Source organism: Geodermatophilus sp. SYSU D00691 (assembly GCF_054050275.1).
This window is the reverse complement of record NZ_JBJGYZ010000012.1, coordinates 35617-55329: the sequence shown is the minus strand read 5'-3', so window position 1 is coordinate 55329 and position 19713 is coordinate 35617. Positions and strand designations below refer to the sequence as shown.

17 protein-coding genes are annotated in these 19713 nt (G+C 77.0%); 7 read left to right on the top strand and 10 right to left on the bottom strand.

Features of this window, described 5'->3' with window-relative positions; genetic code table 11:
* Nucleotides 1-12 precede the first annotated feature (12 nt).
* Complete coding sequence (gene ribA, locus ACI797_RS11265; RefSeq protein ID WP_456858688.1) at nt 13-1368, bottom strand: GTP cyclohydrolase II RibA; 1356 nt, start codon at nt 1366-1368, stop codon at nt 13-15.
* A gap of 94 nt (nt 1369-1462) precedes the next feature.
* Between ribA and ACI797_RS11260 the strand changes: the two genes are divergently transcribed.
* The 3 genes from ACI797_RS11260 to ACI797_RS11250 are packed head-to-tail and all read left to right on the top strand — an operon-like array spanning nt 1463 to nt 3821.
* Nucleotides 1463-2446, top strand: coding sequence for a zinc-dependent alcohol dehydrogenase (locus ACI797_RS11260; protein ID WP_456858687.1), 984 nt, complete (start codon nt 1463-1465; stop codon nt 2444-2446).
* 3 nt (nt 2447-2449) lie between these two features.
* Nucleotides 2450-2818: a 6-pyruvoyl trahydropterin synthase family protein gene (locus tag ACI797_RS11255; protein ID WP_456858686.1), complete on the top strand. Its 369-nt coding sequence runs from the start codon at nt 2450-2452 to the stop codon at nt 2816-2818.
* 40 nt (nt 2819-2858) lie between these two features.
* Nucleotides 2859-3821 (top strand): FkbM family methyltransferase, encoded by a 963-nt coding sequence (locus tag ACI797_RS11250; protein ID WP_456858685.1) that lies wholly within the window; start codon nt 2859-2861, stop codon nt 3819-3821.
* Between the two features lies 1 nt (nt 3822).
* Here ACI797_RS11250 and ACI797_RS11245 read toward each other — a convergent pair whose 3' ends face one another.
* From ACI797_RS11245 to ACI797_RS11235, 3 genes are read right to left on the bottom strand one after another with little or no spacing between them, the layout of a single operon-like run.
* Nucleotides 3823-4404 carry a TOPRIM nucleotidyl transferase/hydrolase domain-containing protein gene (locus ACI797_RS11245; RefSeq protein ID WP_456858684.1) on the bottom strand — a complete coding sequence of 194 codons (582 nt, stop codon included), beginning with the start codon at nt 4402-4404 and terminating at the stop codon, nt 3823-3825.
* A gap of 56 nt (nt 4405-4460) precedes the next feature.
* Nucleotides 4461-5489 (bottom strand): HEAT repeat domain-containing protein, encoded by a 1029-nt coding sequence (locus ACI797_RS11240; protein ID WP_456858683.1) that lies wholly within the window; start codon nt 5487-5489, stop codon nt 4461-4463.
* Nucleotides 5483-6202 carry a HEAT repeat domain-containing protein gene (locus tag ACI797_RS11235; RefSeq protein WP_456858682.1) on the bottom strand — a complete coding sequence of 240 codons (720 nt, stop codon included), beginning with the start codon at nt 6200-6202 and terminating at the stop codon, nt 5483-5485. The genes ACI797_RS11240 and ACI797_RS11235 overlap by 7 nt, the downstream gene beginning before the upstream one ends.
* A gap of 98 nt (nt 6203-6300) precedes the next feature.
* Here ACI797_RS11235 and ACI797_RS11230 point away from each other — a divergent pair, with 98 nt between their 5' ends.
* The gene (locus ACI797_RS11230; protein ID WP_456858681.1) at nt 6301-7338 is read left to right on the top strand and encodes an MsnO8 family LLM class oxidoreductase; all 1038 of its coding nucleotides are present in this window, start codon (nt 6301-6303) and stop codon (nt 7336-7338) included.
* 185 nt (nt 7339-7523) lie between these two features.
* Here ACI797_RS11230 and ACI797_RS11225 read toward each other — a convergent pair whose 3' ends face one another.
* Nucleotides 7524-8807 carry a vanadium-dependent haloperoxidase gene (locus ACI797_RS11225; protein ID WP_456858680.1) on the bottom strand — a complete coding sequence of 428 codons (1284 nt, stop codon included), beginning with the start codon at nt 8805-8807 and terminating at the stop codon, nt 7524-7526.
* 187 nt (nt 8808-8994) lie between these two features.
* Here ACI797_RS11225 and ACI797_RS11220 point away from each other — a divergent pair, with 187 nt between their 5' ends.
* Nucleotides 8995-12189 carry an ATP-binding protein gene (locus tag ACI797_RS11220; RefSeq protein WP_456858679.1) on the top strand — a complete coding sequence of 1065 codons (3195 nt, stop codon included), beginning with the start codon at nt 8995-8997 and terminating at the stop codon, nt 12187-12189.
* A 22-nt stretch (nt 12190-12211) separates the two neighbouring features.
* Here ACI797_RS11220 and ACI797_RS11215 read toward each other — a convergent pair whose 3' ends face one another.
* A complete protein-coding gene (locus ACI797_RS11215) occupies nt 12212-14275 on the bottom strand; it encodes a DEAD/DEAH box helicase (RefSeq protein ID WP_456858678.1) in 2064 nt (687 codons plus the stop codon).
* A gap of 449 nt (nt 14276-14724) precedes the next feature.
* On the opposite strand from ACI797_RS11215, the gene ACI797_RS11210 reads away from it, so the two are divergent.
* On the top strand, nt 14725-15567 hold the full coding sequence (locus tag ACI797_RS11210) for a nucleoside-diphosphate sugar epimerase (RefSeq protein WP_456858677.1): 843 nt from the start codon (nt 14725-14727) through the stop codon (nt 15565-15567).
* Between the two features lie 191 nt (nt 15568-15758).
* Here the strand turns inward: ACI797_RS11210 and ACI797_RS11205 are convergent, their stop codons facing one another.
* Nucleotides 15759-16163: a hypothetical protein gene (locus ACI797_RS11205; RefSeq protein WP_456858676.1), complete on the bottom strand. Its 405-nt coding sequence runs from the start codon at nt 16161-16163 to the stop codon at nt 15759-15761.
* A 98-nt stretch (nt 16164-16261) separates the two neighbouring features.
* Between ACI797_RS11205 and ACI797_RS11200 the strand changes: the two genes are divergently transcribed.
* Nucleotides 16262-16807 (top strand): hypothetical protein, encoded by a 546-nt coding sequence (locus ACI797_RS11200; protein ID WP_456858675.1) that lies wholly within the window; start codon nt 16262-16264, stop codon nt 16805-16807.
* A gap of 28 nt (nt 16808-16835) precedes the next feature.
* Here ACI797_RS11200 and ACI797_RS11195 read toward each other — a convergent pair whose 3' ends face one another.
* From ACI797_RS11195 to ACI797_RS11185, 3 genes are read right to left on the bottom strand one after another with little or no spacing between them, the layout of a single operon-like run.
* A complete protein-coding gene (locus tag ACI797_RS11195) occupies nt 16836-17108 on the bottom strand; it encodes a hypothetical protein (RefSeq protein WP_456858674.1) in 273 nt (90 codons plus the stop codon).
* The gene (locus ACI797_RS11190) at nt 17105-18163 is read right to left on the bottom strand and encodes a PD-(D/E)XK nuclease family protein (RefSeq protein ID WP_456542345.1); all 1059 of its coding nucleotides are present in this window, start codon (nt 18161-18163) and stop codon (nt 17105-17107) included. The genes ACI797_RS11195 and ACI797_RS11190 overlap by 4 nt, the downstream gene beginning before the upstream one ends.
* The gene (locus ACI797_RS11185) at nt 18160-19608 is read right to left on the bottom strand and encodes a hypothetical protein (protein WP_456858673.1); all 1449 of its coding nucleotides are present in this window, start codon (nt 19606-19608) and stop codon (nt 18160-18162) included. The genes ACI797_RS11190 and ACI797_RS11185 overlap by 4 nt, the downstream gene beginning before the upstream one ends.
* Nucleotides 19609-19713 lie beyond the last annotated feature (105 nt).

Below are 19713 nucleotides of genomic sequence, written 5' to 3'. Positions count from 1 at the left end.
GTCCGCGCCCGGCTACCGCTCCCCCGCCGTCCCGGCCACGTCGAAGCCCAGGAGGACGTCGTCGCCGGCCAGGAACACCGACCGGTTGACGAGCCGGATGCCCGCGGCCACGCGGTCCACGCCGAGCGGGCCGACGGCCTCCACGCCCGAACCGATGATCGTCGGTGACAGCGACACGACGACCCGGTCGACCACCGCCGCGCGCAGCATCGACGTGATGACCCGGCCCCCGCCCTCCACGAGCAGCGACCCCACCCCGAGCGAGCGCAGCAGGCGCAGCGCCTCCTCGACGCGCAGTCCCTCGGGTCCGGGGGCGACCTCCCGCACCGTGGCGCCCGCCGACGCCAGTGCCCGGCGGCGCTCCGGGTCCGCGTCGGGACGGCACAGGAGGACCGTGGCGGCGTCGTCGGACAGCACCTTGGCGGTCAGCGGCGTGCGCAGCGTCGAGTCCAGCACCACCCGCAGCGGGGACGCGCCCGCGACCATCCGGACCGTCAGCTGCGGATCGTCGGCCAGCAGGGTGCGTGCGCCGACGAGGACGGCGTCGCAGCCCGCCCGCATCGCGTGCGACACCTGCCGCTCCCGCTCACCGCTGATCCACTTCGCGTCGCCGGTGCGCGTGGCGATCCGGCCGTCGAGCGTCTGGGCGTACTTCAGCACGGTCCACGGCCGGTCGGTGCGCGGCTCCGCCGGGCCGAGGAGGCCGCCGACGTCCACGGGCGCGGCAGGCACCGGGTCCGGACGGGGTCCGACCGCGCGGACGTGCCCGAGCCGGGCCAGCTTGGTCTCGAGGTAGGCGCGGTTGTGCCGGTTGGCGGCGGTCGGCAGCGGCCGCAGCGACCCGACGTCGATCCCGTGCCGACGCAGACCGCCCGCCTTCGCCGGGTTGTTCGACAGCAGGCTCACCGAGCGGACGCCGAGGCGGCCCAGGATCGCGGCCGCGTCGCCGTAGTCGCGCAGGTCGACGGGGCGGCCGACCCGCAGGTTGGCGTCGACGGTGTCGGCTCCCGCGTCCTGCTCGACGTAGGCCCGCAGCTTGTCGACCAGCCCGATGCCGCGCCCCTCGTGGCCGTTCACGTACAGCACGACGCCGCGTCCCTCGGCGGCCACGATCCGCATCGCCGAGCGCAGCTGGACCCCGCAGTCGCAGCGGAGGGAGCCGAGCGCGTCACCGGTCAGGCACTGCGAGTGCACCCGCGTCAGGACCGACTCGCCGTCGCCGATCTCGCCGAACACGAGCGCGAGGTGCACCTGCCCGGAGGGGCTCTCGAACGCGCGCGCCAGGAACTCGCCGTACGGGGTGGGGATCGGGGCCGACGCCGCCTCGCGCGGCGCCGACCGGCCGCCTCCCGTCGGTGCAGCATCCATGCACCCGCTCCTCGCCGACCGGGTTCCCGGGGTCTCGCACGCTAGCGTCGCGCCGGTTCGGCGAACAGGTGACGACGCCGGGGAGGTGAGGGGCGTGCAGGCCGTCCGGCTGCTGTTCGTGGCTCCGCGGCAGGTGGAGCTCGCCCCGGTGGACCTGCCCGACCTCGGCCCGGGCCGGCTGCTGGTCCGCACCCGCTACTCGGGGATCAGCAGCGGCACCGAGCTGCTCGGCTACCGGGGCCTGCTGGACCCGGAGCTCGTCGTCGACGAGCGGATCGGGTCGCTCGGCGGCACGTTCCGCTACCCGTTCCCCTACGGGTACAGCTGCGTGGGAGAGGTCGAGCGGTCCACCGGCTCGGTCGCGCCGGGAACGCTGGTCTTCGCGTTCCACCCCCACCAGGACCGGTTCGTCGTCGGGGAGGACGACGTCGTCGTGCTCCCCCCGGGCGTCGATCCGCGGCCGGCCACGCTCTTCCCGCACGTCGAGACCGGGCTGCAGCTCAGCCTCGACGCCGGCCAGGTGGCACGGGAGACCGTCGTCGTGCTCGGCCTCGGGGCGATCGGGCTGCTCACCGCGCTGCTGCTGCAGCGGGCCGGCGCCACGGTGCTCGCGGGTGAGCCGTCGGCGGAGCGTCGGGCGCTGGCCGCGACGCTGGGCATCCCCGCGGTGGAGCCGGGCCGGCTCGCCGCGCGCCTGCCGGCGCGTGGCGTGCCGCTCCTGCTCGAGCTGTCCGGGTCCCCCACCGCGCTGGCCGGCGGGCTGGACCTGCTGGACCACGAGGGCACCGCCCTGGTCGGCTCGTGGTACGGCCGCCAGCCGGTCGAGCTGCCGCTCGGCGGTGCGTTCCACCGCCGGCGGCTGACGATCCGCAGCAGCCAGGTGTCCACCGTCCCGGCCCGGCTCTCCGGCCGCTGGGACGTCGCTCGCCGCCGGGAGGTGGCGGTGGGACTGCTGGCCGAGCTGCCGCTGGCCGCCCTGGCCACGACCGAGGTCCCCTTCGAGGACGCGGCGGCGGCGTTCCGGGCGCTGGACACCGGCGAGGCCGGTGTGCTGCACGTGGCCCTGCGCTATCAATAGCGCGTGTACGAGACCGGCACGGCGCGGCAGGTGCGTGCGTTCCACGTCATGCCGGGCCTGCCACCACCGGAGGGCGAGCGGCACTCCCACGACTACCGGCTCGACGTCGTCGTCCGCCGGGACGACCTCGACGGCCGGGGCATGGTCGTGGACCTGGACCTGCTGGACGGGGCGCTCGCGGCGGCCGCCGCCCGGGTCGACGGCGCGGACCTGGAGGCGGTGGTCGGTGCCGAGGCGGTCACCGTCGAGGTGTTCGCCCGGTGGCTGCACGACCGGCTGGCCCCAGCTCTCGGCGGCCTGCCCGGGGCCACGCTGGCGGTGCGGGTCTGGGAGTCGCCGGCCGCCTTCGGCGGCTACACGGCGCCGCTGTGACGTGCCGCCCCCGGCCCGTGCCCGTCGGCACGGACGGGTCGTGATCCGCGGCGACGTGTCCCCGACCGGCCGGCGGGTCGCCCGGGCGGTGGTCCCCCGGCTGCCCGTCGCCGTCGCCGACGCCCTCCGGAGGGGGCTCACGGCCGGTGCCGGTGCCTCGCGTCGGGCCGCCCTCCGCGCGGCGGCGCTGCGCCTCCTCGTGGAGGGCGGGATCCCCAGGGGGGTGTCCACCTTCCGGCTGGTCGACGATCCCGGCCTCGAGTTCCTCGCCGTCGACTCGCAGGTCCTCGAGCAGCTCTACTGGTGCGGCGAGCAGGGCTGGGAACCCGAGCTGCTCCCGTGGTGGCGCCGCTTCTGCCGCGCCTCCCGCGCGGTGCTGGAACTGGGTACCAACGTCGGCTGGTTCGCCGTGCAGGGCGGCCGGGCCGCGCCGGGTGCGCGCTACACCGCCGTCGAGCCGCACCCCCTGTCGGCCGAGATCTGCCGGCGCCACCTCGCCCTCAACGGGGTGCACTCCGTCGAGGTCCTCGAGGCCGCGGCGGTGGCCGATCCCGCCGTCTCGTCGGTGTCCCTGCTCGTCCCGGGCGACCAGGCGGCCACCCCGACGGTCGCGTTCCTCGCCGCGGGCACCGAGCTGCCGGCGGAGATGGCCCGGGACGTGGCCGCCGAGTACGCGGTCCCGGCGATCGACGTCCGGCGGCTGCTCGACGGCGTGGACCTGGTCAAGATGGACGTCGAGGGGCAGGAGCACGTCCTCCTCGACGCCATGCGGGAGCACCTCCACGACCGGCGGCCGACGCTCGTCGTCGAGGTGCTCCCCGGGACGGCGCGGCTGCGCGCACTCCTGGCCGAGCTGTGCACCGTCGCCGGCTACCGCTGCTACGCCGTCACGCCCCGACAGCTGGTCGAGCTGCCCCCGGAGCGGCTGGCGACCGTGCGGCTCAGGGAGGAGTTCGGCGCTCAGGACGTCATCCTCTGCGCCGCTGAGGTGCCGGTGCCGTGACTCAGAGGGACGCGAGGAGGCGGCGCAGCGGCGCCGGGACCGCCGACGGCTCCAGGTGCTCGACGAGTGCGCGCGCGTAGCGGGCCTTGCGGCCGCTGGTGGTGCCCAGGAACCGGTGCAGCTGCGCCGCGGGCGGGCGCCGGCGCTGTGCGGCCTGGTGCCGGAACGTGGCGAGGGCGCGGGCCTCCCGGTTCTCCGCGACGACCGCCTCCACACCCGCGGTCCCGACGGCCCGGATGAGCTCCTCCTCCAGGTCGGCCACGCAGGCGAAGAACCCGGCCGCCGCCAGCTCCTCCCCCTGGCCGCGCCCGAGCGCGCGCCGGAAGAAGCCCTCCTCCGCCACGTCGTAGAGGCCGCGCAGGCGGGCGCCCGGCGCGGTCGCCCGGACCGCCGCCACGTAGCGCGCGATGCCCGTCGCGCCGCCCATGGGGACGACCTGCACGCCCTCCGCGGCCAGGTCCCTCCCCTGCCCGCGCGCGGCGGCGAGCACCGCCTCGCGGTCGCTGCCGCCCTCCACCAGCACGACCGCCCGCAGGCCGCCCGTCGCCGGGAACGAGGACGGGAACTGCGCCGGTGCGGTCACGGGGCGACTGTCGCAGCCACGACGCCTCCCGGACCAGCGCGATACCGCTCCCCGCGTCAGAGGCCGTCGTCCCCGCGGGCCCGCTCCTCGACGACCCCGGCGAGAGCGGCCGCGACGCGCGCGACGGCGGGGTCGGCGTCGCCGGCCAGGTGGCGCGGGGCCTCCAGCGCAGCGGGCCCCGGGAGCTCGACCAGCGCCTGGGTCAGGCGGATGCGGGTCGCGGGATCCGCGGTGGGCGCGGCGAGCTCGTCGACCAGCGCGGTGCTGATCCGCGCCGCGACACCGGGGTCGCGGGACAGCGCGCCCAGCACCTCCGCCGCGTCGACGTCGTGGCGGCCCTCGACCACCAGGCCGACGAGCGCCGGCACGGCGGCGGTCACGCCGAGCCGGCCCAGGGCCAGGGCGGCGTGCCCGCGCACCGTCGGGTCCGGGTCCCCGAGTGCGTCCGTGAGCACCACGGTCGCGCCCGGGGCCTCGGGCATCCCGGCGATCGCCCGCACCGCGCGCCGCCGGACGTCGACGTCCTCCGCCCGCGCGCCGTCGGCCAGCGTCGCCATCCCGTCGCCGCCGGCCCGCGCGAGCGCCCACCGCAGGGCGCCCGAGACGTTCGGGTCCGACTCGGCCAGGACCGCCCCCGCCAGCAGCTCGGCGGGGACCGACAGGTCCTCCTGCGGGGCCAGGGCGGCCCGCTGCCGGCGCGCGGCGCTGGTCGAGCGGAGCCCCTGCGCGAGCTCGACGATGCGCAGGACGCCCGGCCAGTCGGTGGCCGACGAGGCATCGACCGCGCGGAGGCGCTCGAGCAGCTCCCGGTCCCGCGCGAGGCGGTCCTCCGTCCACCGGATCAGCTCGGCGACCAGGGCGGCCGGCGTGACCGCCGGGTCCTCCAGCGCGTCCCCCACCTGCTGGAGCGACAACCCGAGCGAGCGCAGGCCCTCCACCTGGAAGATCCGGCGGACGTCCGCGGCGGAGTACTCGCGGTAGCCGCCGACGGTGCGACCGGTCGGCCGCACCAGGCCGAGCCGGTCGTAGTGCCGGAGCATCCGGGTGCTCACCCCCGAGCGGCGGGCCACCTCACCGATCAGCACGCCGCTGCCCCAGCGGGCTCCGCGGCCGCCGCCGTCGTCGCATCCGCGGCGGCGGCCCGCTCCGGGCCGAGTGCGACGACCCGTCGCGCCTCGTCGAGCGCCGCGTCGAACCCGGTCTCCGGGTCCCGGAGGAGCAGCTCGGTGGCCCGGGCGTGCACCGCCACCGCCGGGTCGGCGTTCCCGGCCGCCTCCGCCAGCGCGGGCGCGACCACCTCCCCCAGGTCGACGAGGGCACGGCTCAGGCTCAGCCGCACCTCGCGGCCGCCGCGGCCGAGCTGTCCCACCAGCTCGTCGACCAGCTGCTCCCTCGCCTCCTCGGGCGCCAGGGCCACCGCGACGCGCCACGCGGTCCGCGCGACCTCGTCGTCGGCGTCGCGGAGCAGGTCGCCGGTGATCCACCCCCACGCGCTCCCGTCCCCGATCTTGGAGAGCGTGTGCAGCGCCTGGCTGCGGCCCGGGGCGCGCGCCGACCCGAGCTCCTGCCGGAGGCGGGGCAGGATCTGCTCCGGCGGGAAGCGGGTCAGGGCCCACGACAGCATGTCCCGCACGAAGAAGTCCGGCTCGACCGCGCACCGCTCGAGGAGCGTCGGCACCAGCCGGGGGTCGGGTGCGGAGCCGGCCGCCAGGGCCGCCCGGAGCCGCACCGACGGGTCGGTTGCCCGCAGGCCGTCGACCATGCGGGTGTCGTGCTGCGGCTCGTGCACGGGGTTCACCGGGGACCACCTCCGCCACCCAGTAGGCACCTTGTCACCGTGCCAGGGTCAAGCGCGCCACCGCGCGGAACAGCTCCCAGGGGGACGGCGCTGCACCGGTGGTGATCGACACGGCGGTGCGGCTCTCCCTCCTCGACCGGTCCCGCACCCGGGCCGGGGAGCCCGACGCCGACGCGCTCGCCGGCACCCTCGCGCGGGCGGCCCGGGCCGAGCGCCTGGGGTTCGCCCGGTTCTGGGTCGCCGAGCACCACGGCGTGCCGGGCATCGCCGGCGCCGCCCCCGCGGTGCTGCTGGCCGCCCTGGCCGGCCGGACGTCCGTGATCCGGCTCGGGTCGGCCGGCGTGATGCTGCCGCACCACCAGCCGCTCGTGGTGGCCGAGCAGTTCGCGACGCTGTCGGCACTGGCGCCCGGCCGGATCGACCTCGGGCTGGGCCGCTCCTCCGGCTTCACCGCGCCTGTGCGCCGCGCCCTTCGGGAGACCGACCGCGACTTCCGCGCCGACCTCGCCGAGCTGCGCGCCTTCCTCACCGGGACGGCGGAGATCACCGTCCGCCCGCAGCCGGCCGGTCCGGTGCCGTTGCACGTGCTGGCCACCGGGCGGGGCCTGCGGGTGGCCGCCGAGCTGGGCCTGCCGGTGGTCGTCGGCGGACCGCTGCTGGGGCTGGCCGGGGACCCGGAGCCCGGGCTCGAGGCGCTGGCCGGCTACCGCCGGGCCTACCGGCCCTCCGCGCAGCAACCGGAGCCCCGGGTCGCGGTCAGCGTGGACGTGCTGGTGGCCGACACCGCCGGGGAGGCGGCCGACCTGCTGCTGCCCGAGGCGTGGGCGATGGCGCAGGCCCGCACCACCGGCGTGTTCCCGCCCCTGGAACCGGTGGCCACCGTGCGGGCCGCCCCGCGCACCGCCCGCCAGCAGCAGTACGTCGAGCGCACCGCCGCCGCGGCGATCGCCGGCACGCCCGCCACCGTGGAGCGCCGGCTGGCCGAACTGCTGGACCGCACGGGGGCCGCCGAGCTGGTGGCCGGCAGCAGCACCTTCGACCGCGACGCCCTGAGCGCCTCCGACGCGGCGCTCGCCGCGCTGTTCGGCGGGGCCGGCGCGGTCCCAGGCGGAGCCGCCCGCGTCGCACGGGGATGACCGCACGAGGGGCGGGGGGGGGGGGGGGGGGGGGGGGGGCGCGCCGGGCCGCGCCCCCCCCCGGGGAGGCGGGGGCGGGGGTCCCCCCGCGGCCCCCCACCCGCCCCCCCACGCGGAGCCCCCCCCCGGCGGGGGGGGGGGGGGGCGCGGCCCCCCCCCCCCCCCCCCCCCCCCCCCGACGTGGTTCAGCCGGTCTCGCCCAACCGGTCGACGACCTCCTCGGCCACCCCGCGGCCGATGCGCCGGCCGTCGTCCATCGCGTCCCGGAAGTGGAACCCGAGCCAGATGCGGGCATCGGTCACGTCGTCCAGCCACGCCTTCGCCGAGGCGTAGTGCCGGCTCGTCAGGGCCAGCCCGGGCACCGTGGACGCGAGCGTCACGTCCACCCGTCCGAACATCCCGTCCAGCGCGTGGGCGGTGGCCGCGCTCAGGCAGGCGTGACCGCTCGCGTAGTCCGGATAGGGCGGGGTCGTGCGGAACGGCGTCCACGCGGGATCGGCGGTGGTCGCCGGGTTGCCGTCGGCGTCGGCACGGTGGATCGCCGTCTCCGGACGCCAGTAGTCGTGGTCGTACTTCTCCCGCCAGCAGGCGACCAGCGCGTCGGCGCCTGCGTCGTTGACCGCGGCGAACATGCGGGCCGCGTCCACGATGTCGAGGCGGCGCCGCGTGGCGAGGTCCCGCATCGCGTCCTGGTACTGGCGCACCGGGTTGTCGCTGAAGAACAGCGCCAGGTCGGTCTGGTCGGCCGATCGCCCGGAACCCGTCGCTGCGCCCATCGTCCGGACCTCCTCGAAGTCCGCGGCGTACGCGGCGCTGGTCAGCGCATCCGGGCCGCTGCGGGTGAACCGCGTGACCGAGCTGACGAGCACCGGCCGGGTGAACGCCAGCCACGGGGCGGCGAACTCGCCGCTGGCCGTCGGCGCCCACCTGCCCGGAGGCGGCACCGGCAGCCGCTCCAGCGCGACCCGCGCGTCCCGGCCGTCGGCGACGCGCGACGCGATGAGGGCGTCCGCCGCGTCGTGCCCCACGCGCAGGCCCCGTTCCCGCTCGACACCGTCGGTCTCCTCGGCGAGCCACGCGTTGTGCTCGGCGTCCAGGGCGGCCTCGGACGCGGGGAAGTACTCCACCAGGACGTCGTGCGCTGCCGTCGCCGCGGCGACGGTCGACGACGCGCCGCTGCGCGCACGGGGCTGGCGGAGCGTCGCTTCCCCGCCCCCCTCGATCGTGACGACGGCGTTGTGGACGGCCGTGGAGACGAAGGCCAGGTAGAGCTGCGCGACCGGCGGCGGCTTCTGCCCCTCGGCACTGATCGTCCGGAAGGCGATGGCGTTCCAGGCGAGCACCACCTCGGGGTCCCCGGCACGAGGGCGCGCGGCCGACTGGGCCGCTGCCGCCGGGAGGGTGCTGAGCAGCGCGGCGACGACCGCGATCACGCCGCCCCGGCGGACTGGTGTGGGTGCTCGGACCATGGGTGGGCCTCCTGTCTGGCGCTCGCTCCCCGGACGAGGAGCGGTGGATCGGGGCGCATGCCGGAAACGGCTCTGCTGCCCAGGCGCTGGGATCGGCCCGGCGGCCGCTGGGAGACGGGCAGCACCTGCACCGGCCGCCGTGGCGCAGGTGCTGTCCGGACCCCGCCGTCGTCGGGAGAATCCGGGGGTGCTGTTCGTCGGCCGGGCTCGGGCCCTGTCCCGGCTGCTCGCGGCCGCCGAGGACGCGGTGGGGGGTTACGCGCAACTCGTCCTCGTCAGCGGCGAGGCCGGGATGGGCAAGACCGCGCTGGCCAGGGTCGCGGCCGAGCGCAGCGGGCTGCTCGTCGCCTGGGGCACCTGCGTCCACGCGGAGCAGCGGCCGGCGTTCTGGCCGTGGAGCTCGGCGTTGCGCGGTGTCCTCGCCGCCGTGGACGCCGCCGAGGCCGCGGAGCTGACGCGGACCGACACCCCCGAGCTGGCGCGGCTCCTCCCCCGGCTCGCCGACGACCCGGGCCCGGACGACGACCTGCCGCTGGACACCGAGGCCGCGCGGCTGCGGCTCTTCGACGCCGTCGCCCGCTTCCTGGAACGGCTGGCCCGCCGACGTCCGCTGCTCCTGGTCCTCGACGACCTGCAGTGGGCCGACGAGTCGTCGCTCCAGCTGCTCGAGCACGTCACCCGCTCCCCGCGGCCGGCCCCGCTGCTGGTCGTGGGGGCCTACCGGCAGGACGAGCTCAGCGCCGACGCCGAACGCGCGCTGGCCACGATCGCCGTCCGGGGGGAGGTCGTGCAGCTGCGCGGCCTGTCACCGGACGAGGTGTTCGAGCTGGTGTCGGGGACCGTGGGGGGCGACGCGGCCGCGAGGTGGGCGGCCGAGGTGCACCGGCGCACGGACGGCCACCCGTTCCTCGCGCGCCACCTCGCCGAGGCGCTGGCCGACCCGGCGGGGACGGCGGGGTCGGTGCCGGCGGCGGCGCACGACCTCGCCGTCCGACGCGTCGAGCGGCTCTCCCCCGGCTGCCAGGAGCTGGTGCGGGCCGCCGCGGTGGCCGGCAACGAGCTGAAGCCGGACGTGCTGGCCGAGGTGTGCGACGCCGATCCGCCCCGTGTCGCGGCGCTGATCGCCGAGGGCCTGCGCGCCGGCGTCCTGGTGGCGGGCCCGGACGGCGAGCGGACGTCCCTGGCGCACGACCTCTTCCGCGAGGCGCTCTACCTGCAGCTGCCCGTCCAGCGACGCCTGGCGCTGCACCGGGCGGTCGCCCGCGCCCTCGAGCACCGCCACGAACGCGGCGGCGCTGTGGAGCCGGCGGACCTGGCCCGCCACTGCGCGGCGGCGGTGCCGCTCGACGGCGCCGACCGGGCGATCCGCTGGGCGCGTTCCGCCGCGGCCGCGGAGCGGGCCCGGCTCGGCTTCGCCGAGGCGGCCGCCCACCTCGCCCGGGCGCGACGCGCGATCGAGGACACCGGGGACGTCGACGCCGGCGGAGCGCTGGTCGACCTGCTGGTGGAGGAGGCCGACGCCCGGGCCCGCAGTGGTGACCCGCCCGCCGCACACGCCCTGCTGGACGACGCCGCGCGCCGGGCCACCACCCTGCACGACGGGGCGCGGCTCGGGCAGGTCGCGCTGGGGGTGCAGCAGCTCGGCAGCCGGTTCTCCATGCCGCACGACGCCGTCGCCGAGCTGCTCGAGACGGCCCGCGAGGCGCTGGCCGGCACGGGCACCCTCGTCGAGGCGCAGGTCACCGCCGGTCTGGCCCGTGAGCTGACCCACTCCGTCCCCCGGGACCGGGCGCGGGCCCGCCCCCTGTCGGAGCGGGCGCTGGCCCTGGCCCGGCAGCACGACGACGACGCCACGCTCGCTGCCTGCCTGCTCGCCCGCCACGACGTCCTGTGGACCCCCGGCCGAGCCCGCGAGCGGATCGGGGTGGCCGCCGAGATCGTCGCGCTGGCGCAGCGCATGGGCGACGAGGAGCGCCGGGCCGAGGGGCTGCTCCTGCTCGCGACCGCCCAGCTCGAGGACGGCTCCCCGGCGTACCGGGCGACCGTGACCCAGTACCTCGCGCTCGCCGGCGGCTTCGGGCAGCCCCGCCACGACTACATGGTCCTGACCCGCCGGGCAGCGCTCGCGCTCCTCGACGGCCGGCTCGACGAGGCGGAGGAGCTCATCGACCGCGCGGGCGAGCTGGGCGAGCAGATCTCGGAGCCCGACACCGTCAACGTCCGCACCGGGCAGCGCCTGGCGCTGGCCTGGGCCCGGGGCGAGCCGAAGCTCCTGCGCGCCGTCGCCGAGGAGGCGGTCCGCTGCTGGGTCGGGGTCCCGCTGCACGCGCACGCCGTCGCCGCCGGGCTGCTCGCGCTGGCCGACGAGCCGGACGACGTCGAGGCGGCCCGGCGCTCCCTGGACACGGTCCTCGCGTCCGGCAGCTGGCGCGAGGACCGGTCCTACCTGTGGTCGTTGTTCATGGGCGGGATGGCGGCCGCCGCGGTCCGCCTGGGCGATCGCGCCCTGTGCGCCCAGCTCCTCGACGACCTGCGACCGTTCACCGGCACCGGCGGCATGGGCGGGTCCCTGGTCTGCTACATGGGCAGCAACGCGCTGTGGGCGGGCATCGTGGCCGGCGCGCTGGGCAGGACGGACGAGGCCGTCGGCTGGCTGCAGGAGTCCCTGGCCGTGCATCGCCGGATCGGCGCTCCCGTCTGGGAGGCCGAGAGCCACCTCCGGCTCGCCGCGCTCGGTGTTCCCGGTCACGCCGAGCACGCGGCCCGGCTGGCCGCGGAGCTCGGCCTGCAGCGGGTGACCGCTGGTCTGCCGGACCAGCTCGACGGCGAGCCGGTACCCGCCGCGACCGGCACGGCCGCGGAGCTCCGCCGGGACGGCGAGGTGTGGCGGATCCGGTTCGGCTCGGCCTCGGCCCATCTGCGCGACTCCAAGGGGCTGGCCGACCTGCACACGCTGCTCACCCGGGCGGGGACCGACGTCCACGTGCTGGAGCTGGCGGGCGCCGGGCTCGTCGAACGGGACTCCGGCTCGCTGCTCGACGCCGCCGCGCGGGCGGCGTACCGCCGGCGCCTGCAGGAGCTCGACGCCGACGAGGCCGCCGCGCGGGACGACGGCGACCTCGGACGACTCCAGCGCCTCGACGAGGAGCGGACCGCGCTCGTCGGCGAGCTGCGGCGGGCGGCGGGCCTGGCGGGCCGCAGCCGCTCGCTCGGCTCGGGCACCACCGAGCGGGCCCGCAAGACCGTGACGTCCCGGCTGCGGGAGGCGATCCACCGGATCGACACGGTGCTGCCCGAGCTCGGGGCGCACCTCGACCGCTCCGTGCTGACCGGCACCTCGTGCCGGTACGACCCGGCGCCCGGGGTGGACTGGGAGCTCTGACTCCTGCCGATCGCCGGCCGGGTCAGCCGGCCAGCGACTCGGGCGAGTCGTCCACCGCCTCCAGCGCGTCGGTGAGCAGCGCCACGAGGGCCTCGAGCTGCACGTCGGCCGACGAGGAGACCTCCTGGTCGGACCCGTCCAGGGCGCGCGCCGCCAGCCCCGCCTTGCTGTCGATCAGCTCGGCGATCCGGGAGTCGAGGGTCTGCGCGGCGATGATGCGCCACGCGGTGACCGGCTCGGTCTGCCCGATCCGGTGGCTGCGGTCGATGGCCTGGGTCTGCTCCGCGTCGGTCCAGGACAGCTCGGCGAGGACGATGTTCGAGGCGACCTGCAGGTTCAGCCCCACGCCGGCCGCGGTGAGCGAGCAGACGGCGACGGCGACGTCCGGGTCGTCCACGAAGGCGTCGATGTTCTTCTGCCGCACCGTCGGGGTCTGGTCGCCGCGGATCGACGAGTACCGCACGCCCTGCCGGGTGAAGGTCTCCTCGGCGGCGTCCATCACGTCGACGTGCTTGGCGAAGAAGACCACCTTGCCGGCGCTGCGGGCCAGCTGGGCGGCGTAGTCGGCCGCCAGACCGGCCTTCGCCCGGCCGATCCGCCGCATCATGCCGAACACGTTCTCGCCGGTCCCCGTGGCCGCGTCCTTGAGCTCGGAGCGGGCGACCCGGCGCACGAGGTCGCGGTCGATGCCCCCGACCACGCCGGAGGAGCGGGCCGCCAGGGCGGTCTCGTACTGGGCCACCATCCGGCGGACCAGGTCGCGCTCGGCCGCCCGGATCGACCGGCCGGCCGCGCCGTCGAGCTCCACGGGCAGGTCGGCGATGCGGCGGGCGGGGATGTCGGCGGCGACGTCGACCTTGCGCCGGCGGACGATGCCGCGGTCGATCACGCTCTGCCGGGCGGCCGGGTAGAAACCCGGGTCGGCCGGCGTCAGGCCGGTCGCCTCGAGGGCGTCCAGCAGCTCGCCGCGCGGGCCGCTGTCGTCGATCCAGCCGAGGAACTGCCAGATCGCCCGGAAGTCGTCGATGTCGTTGATCAGCGGGGTCCCGGTGAGGGCCATCAGCAGCGGCCGCGCGGTGCGCGACCGGATGCTCTCCGACAGCTGCAGCACGTGCTGCGAGCGCTGCGACGTCTTGTTCTTGATGAAGTGCGCCTCGTCGACGACCATCCCGCGGAAGCCGAAGCCGCCCAGCCAGCCCACGTGGCGGTCGAGCACCTCGTAGTTGACGACGACGATGTCGGCGAACCCGTCCACGGTGTCCCCGTCGCCCTGGACGACGGTGGCCGGGCGGTGCGGCGTCCAGCGGCCGGCCTCGCGCGCCCAGTTCGTCTTGACGACGTTCGGCACCACGACGAGCAGCGGGTAGGCGTTCGCCGCCTCCGCGGCGAGCAGCGCCTGCGCCGTCTTGCCCAGGCCGGGCTCGTCGGCGAGCAGGAAGGTCCGGTGGCCGGCGGCCGCGGCGGCGACCAGGCGCGCCTGGTGCGGCATCATCTCCAGCCCCTCCGGCACGCGCAGCGAGGACGGCGCAGGGAGCGCCATGCACGCCGAGGCGCCGCTGCCGGCGCGCTCGAACGAGCTCAGGAGGGGCCCGAGCAGCTCCCAGCCGGCCAGCCGGCGCGGCGGGGCCGTGCGCTGCGGCGCGGCGGAGAAGTCGGGCGCCAGGAAGGGGTTGGCCAGCTGCCGGGAGATCACCGACTGCGGCACGACGCGCCGCTCGGGCGCGGCCGGCGCCGGCCGGGTCTCCGGCGGCGGGACCTCCTCGGGAGCGGGCTCGACGCCGCCGGCCTCGAGCAGCTCGCGACGGACCGCTCGTGCCGCGTCGGAGACCACGGCGTCGTCGGCGAGCAGCGCCAGCAGCCCGGCGTCCCGGACGGCGGTGGTCGCGAGGATGGTCGCGATGCCGTCGAGGCGCTTGAGCAGCTCGGCCCGCTTGCTGTCGCTGCCGGCCGCCTCCGAGCGGGCGCGGGCCCGCTCCTCCCGCAGCACGAGCGCGACGGCCTGGAACTTCGCCCGCACGGCGGGCGTCACGCGGCCGCGCTGGGCGGCCGCCTCGACCTCGCGGACGGTGCGCGCGAGCACGGACACGACGTCGCCCTGGTGGCGGGGTCGTCTGTCGTTCCGCGGGGCGGAGCGGCGAGCGCCGGTCCGGCGCTGGCCTGGTCGAGCCACAGATCCTCCTTCGCGCGCCCCGGACGGGGCGCTGCGGCGGCATGCCGCACGGTCGTCGTCGACACCGGCGACGACGCCGGCGTCCGGCACGTGCGCCGATCGCCGGCCGGTCCCCGGCGGGGTCACCGCCCGGGCCTGGCAGTCGTCCCACGGGCGCCGGTGACCCCGCGACGGGCCGGCGGTCGCGGCCGGCGAGGTCCTCGCCAGCGACCGCGGTCGGGCCCGTGGACGTTCTACCCGTGTCAACACGTGCGCGGGGGGATCATTCCCGGCCCCCGTTGCCCGCCCAGCGTAGCCCAGCGGAGTTCGAGCAGGTCGGCGGGCGTCGTGTTCGATGGACCGCGTCCGCGCAGGGAGGAGCCGGCATGACCCGCGTCCTGGTGACCGGGGTCCGCGGCACGACCGGGGTCCCCCTGGCGGAGCGGCTCGTCGCCCGGCCGGGCGTCGAGGTGCTCGGCGGCAGCAGCGGTCCGGCCACGGTCGCGCTCGACGGCGTGCGGCCGGTCGCGTTCTCGTGGGACGACCCGTCGGGATGGCCGGCGGCGACCGAGGGCGTCGACGCGGTCTACGTGGTCCGGCCCGACCGCGCGGACGCACCCGAGCTCATCGGCGCGCTGCTGGACCGGACGCCGGACGGGACCCACGTCGTCCTGCTGTCCGAGCGCAACGCCGACGACGTCGGACCCGCCGGGTGGGCGCCCCGCGCCGAGCACGCCGTCCGCGCCGGTGCCCGCAGCTGGACGATCCTGCGGCCGAGCTGGTTCATGCAGGTGTTCACCGACCCCCGCTTCCACCTGGACCAGCTCGTCGGGACCGGGGAGCTGGCCTTCCCCGGCGGGGGTGCGAGCGTGGCCTGGATCGACGCCCGGGACATCGCCGCGGTGGCCGAGCGGGCGCTGCTCGACGAGGGGCACGCCGGCCAGGTGCACGAGCTGACCGGGCCGGAGTCGCTCTCGCTGCCGCGCACCGCCGAGCTGCTCTCCCGCGCCCTGGGGTACCCGGTGGTGCACCGGGAGGTGTCGATCGAGGACGCCGTGGCCGCCACCGACGGCTTCGATCGGGAGCTCTCCGTGCTGACGTTCGAGCGGGTGCGGAGCGGCAGCTTCGCCGTCGTCACCGACGCGGTCCAGCGCGTGACCGGCCGGCCGGCGCGGACGCTGGAGGCCTTCCTCACCGACTCCGCGGCGGTCCTGGGCCGCGCGGTCTGACCGGCCCCGCGCGGATGTCACCTCCCGGGTGATCGCCGCTTCCGGGGGCGGCGGGCAGGGGCGGAGAACCGCAACGCACGCGTTTCACCTGCATCAACTGAGCTGCAGCGCGTGCAGAGCCAGAGATGAGCGTGCACGGCGGGCGCGGGACGGCACTGGACCTGACCGGAGGTCGCGGCCCGGGGACGGGTTCAGCGGCGGGCGAGCACGGCCATCGCCAGGGCGCAGCCCCACCCCGCCGCCACCACGGGTGTCTCGAGCGGGTCGAGACCGACCGGACGGACCCGGAGGCGGGGCATCCGCTCGCTCAGGTAGCCCACCGTCAGGCCGGTGCCGATCCAGCGCAGCACCCAGCGCGCGCGGTCGTCCGGGCCGCGCAGGAGCCGGGCGACGGCCCACAGCTGCGGGCCGAGCAGGTAGGGCGGCCCGCTGTAGGCGGTGCCGAACCAGAGCCAGTCGCGGACCAGGTGCTCCGGGCTGCCGGTCATGAACGGGACGTCGAAGGGCAGGCGTCGCCGCAGGGCGATCCCGTGGCCGACCAGCTGGGCGGCCAGCTGGGTCGCGGCAACCGCGGGAAGCGTCGATCGGTGCGCCATGGCGCCGCACCGTAGGGTCCCGCGCCGGGTCGCGGCGGACGACGGCGCACGGCGAGGCGTCCGGGACCTGTCGGCAGCAGGCTCTAGCGTTCCGCAGCGTGAGCGACGGGTTCGACGCGGAGGATCCGCCCAGCGGTCTCGCCGAGCTGACGCCCTACGAGCTGTGGGAGCGCACGGAGCGGGCCGCGCGGCAGGTGGCCGCCGCGTGCGAGCGCATGGTCGCCGCCCCGTCGGCGCCCGCCCGCGTCGCCCTGGCGCCCGATTTCCTGCGGCCGATGCGCCGGCTGCTGGCCCTGCGGCTGGTCGCCGTCGCCCGCGCCCGGCGGCGGGCGTTCCCGGTGCAGGTGCCGCCGGCCGGCAGCCAGGGCGTCGCCGCGCTGTGGGCCGAGGTCTTCTGGGCGGCGCGGGCCCGCTCCCCCCACGACGACTCGGGGGTGCTGCAGGAGACCGACGTGTCGATCCGGGGGCTGCTGGCCCTGGAGCCGGCGGACCTGGCCGATCCCGATGCGGTGCGCGCCTGGTGGGAGCGGCTGGAGCTGGTCGAGGAGACCTTCGACGGGCTGGACGTGGAGGCCCAGGCGACGGTCGAGGATCTCCGGGCGGTCGCCGAGCACCAGGACCAGGTGCGCCGCCGGGCGTACTGACCCCGCGGAGGTCGACCGGCCGGCCGCGTCACGCCACGCCGCGGGCCGGGGCCGGCCCCTCGTCGCCCGGCTCGGCGACTAGCCAGCTCGTGCGGCCGTGCAGCGGTGGGGTCTTGGTGCCGTCGGTGAACCACACGACGACTCCTCCGGAGGTCCGGCAGCGCGCCCGCACCACCCGCACCCGGCCGCCGTGCCCGCCCTTGCTCGGCCGGACCAGGGGGAGGCCGAAGTCGGTGCCGACGACGTCGCTGGTCAGGACCGACTCGCCGCCGGCCAGGTGGCTGGTCGCGACGGTGCTCACGCGACCGCCTCCCGCCCGGTGCCGTTGCGCGTGACCCGGATGGTCTGCGGGCTGCGGACCCGCCGGGTGGGGACGACCTCGCCGAGCTCGGCGAGCCGCTCGACCGCGGCGTCCTTGTCGACCTGCGTGCGCAGACCGCCGCCGGACCACTCGCAGTACAGGTCGTCGGCCGGCCCGGACCGGCCGCGCAGCCGTTCGCGGGCGTACTCCTTGTGCCGCTTGGCCTCGTTCTCCGCCGCCCGCCAGGCGTCGTAGTCGTGCACGGCCGAGACGTAGTCCTCGTCGGTCACCGTCAGCCGGGACTGGCGGGACACGTCGCCCTCGGTCTCGGCGTCCACGGGCGGGCCCCAGCACGCGTCCAGGAACGGGCACCAGTCGCACATGGTGTCCACCCCCGGCCCGAACCCGTCGCGGGGGACGGCGTCGACGCCCTCGTCCTCCACCGCGGCGTAGACGTCGGTGAGCCACATCAGGGCCTCGGCGGTCAGCGCCGGGTCGTGGTCGGACTCGAAGACGACGTCCTCGCCCGAGTCGCGGGAGAGGTAGCGGATGCGCAGCCCGTCGACGTCCTGCCCGGTGCCGGGCGGCAGCCGCCGGTCGGCGGTCTGCCCGGTGCGCAGCAGCCACGCGTAGACGGCGACCTGGAACCAGTGCTTGGCCGGCACGCCGCGGGTGAGCACCCGCTCGAAGCCGAACCGGGACGTGGTCTTCAGGTCCTCCACGACCGGTTCGTGCAGCCAGTCGCAGCGGCCCTTGACCTGCTCGCCCTTCAGTCCGACCTCGGTCAGCCCCCCGTACTGGCGACGCAGGGCCCGCAGCACCCCGCGGTGCAGCTCGGTGCCGAGGAAGGCCTGCAGCCCCGTGCGGGTGTTGGTCGGCCGGCGCCGGGCGACCCGGTAGGCCGCCCGGCGTCGGCACTCGCCGAGCTCGGAGGCGCCGATCATCCGCTGCCGGGAGCGGGCCCGGCGGCGGTCGAGGTCGCGGACCGCCGCCGCCAGGCTCGGGGCGGCCCGCCGCTCGGCGGCGCTGGGGCGGGCCGGGAGGACCGCCGTCACGCCGAGATCTCCTGCTGCCCCACCGACACGCCGGACCGCTGGGTGGCGATGACCTCGCGGACGAGCGCGGTCAGCCGCTTGGTGGCCACGTGCTCGGCCGGCCGGCCGAACCGCTCGGCGATCTGCTCGTCGGTCACGCCCAGGGTCTCCAGGCTGGCGAGCACGCCCTTGCGGGCGGCGGTGAGCCGGCGCTCGCGCGGGTCGTCGGGCGTCGGCGAGGCCTCTAGCAGCGGGTTCGCCGGCGCGGCCGGCGCCTCGGGGCGCGGCGCGGCGGCCGCCGAGGCGGCCCGGGCGGCCTCGACCACCGCGGCGGGCGTCGTGGGCGCCGGCGGCGTGGCCGGGGCCCGGCGACGACCGGCGGGGTGCGCCTCCACGGCCGCCTCGAGGAACTCCTCGTGCCGCGCCTGGATCAGCTCGGCGACGGTGTAGGAGCCGCTCGGGGTGGGGACGTCGGTCTGCAGCAGCGCGGCGCGGTTGGCCTCGCCCCACACCTCGCGCAGGTCGTCGTCGTCCTCGGCGTCCTGGATGCGCGCGACAAGGTCGGCGACGTCGGGCTCGGTGCGCCGGGTCGCCCGGGCGGTCCGGGCCTCCTCCTCGCGCTCGTGCTCGAGCAGCCCGCCGCCGTGGAAGGCGACGAGGTCGCGGACGTGAGCGGTGCCGGGGTCGCACTTGAGGGCGTCGAAGACCAGCCACTCGAGCAGCCGGCCGTTCGCCGCCTTGTCGGTGACCTCCTTGGCCGGGTCGTCGTTCGGCTTGATGCCGACGTGGACGCTCCGGGCGCCGACGATCAGCGGGCGGCGCCCGCGGCGCAGCCGCACCCACACGCTGGCGGCGTACGGGAACTCGCGGTGGGTCTGCACCGACCAGGTCTTCTGCCCCTCGATGGGGCGGCCGTTGGCGTCGACCTCGGTGACCTCCTTGCCGCGGGCGGTCACCACGACGATGCCCGGGAAGGTCAGCAGCTCGGTCTGCAGCTTGCGCCAGCGGGAGCCGGCGTCGTTCCACAGGTTCTGGCTGATGACGATCTCGGCGTTCGGGTCGCGCTTGAGCAGCTCGCGGTTGCGGGCCGACTTCGCGGCCCGGGCGCTCGCCCAGTCCTTGAGGCCGTCCCAGATCGCCGAGCCGGTGTCGATGCCGAGCACGACGGGCGGCTCGCCGGCGTCGGCGGCCCGGCGCGCCTCGGCCTTGACCGCCTGCACGGCGGCCAGCACCTGGGCGTACGAGCCGTCGTGCTCGACGAGCTCGTAGCTGGCGCCGGGGATGGCGCCGTACTCGTCGCCGGCGCCCTCGTTCAGGTCGATCCAGTAGAGCGTCCCGATCCGGTCGCTGGTGCTGAGCTGGGCGAGCGCCCAGCTCTTACCAGCCTTCTCCTCGCCTTCGAGGAGGATGCAGGGCCACGGCACGCGGCCGGTGGGCTTGCGGGTGGGGAGGCCGGAGATGGCCATCGTGAACTCCTTGCCGACACGGGGAAGATGTCGACCCGGAAACTACGAGCGGGGTCTGACACAAACGGGTGACATCCGCAAGCACGTCGAGCGTGGCGGCGGGAA

Coding starts and splice junctions, on each gene's coding strand:
- ACI797_RS11205 (WP_456858676.1), bottom strand. CDS start 16,163: ATGGCGCACCGATCGACGCTTCCCGCGGTTGCCGCGACCCAGCTGGCC.
- ACI797_RS11210 (WP_456858677.1), top strand. CDS start 14,725: ATGACCCGCGTCCTGGTGACCGGGGTCCGCGGCACGACCGGGGTCCCC.
- ACI797_RS11185 (WP_456858673.1), bottom strand. CDS start 19,608: ATGGCCATCTCCGGCCTCCCCACCCGCAAGCCCACCGGCCGCGTGCCG.
- ACI797_RS11225 (WP_456858680.1), bottom strand. CDS start 8,807: ATGGTCCGAGCACCCACACCAGTCCGCCGGGGCGGCGTGATCGCGGTC.
- ribA (WP_456858688.1), bottom strand. CDS start 1,368: ATGGATGCTGCACCGACGGGAGGCGGCCGGTCGGCGCCGCGCGAGGCG.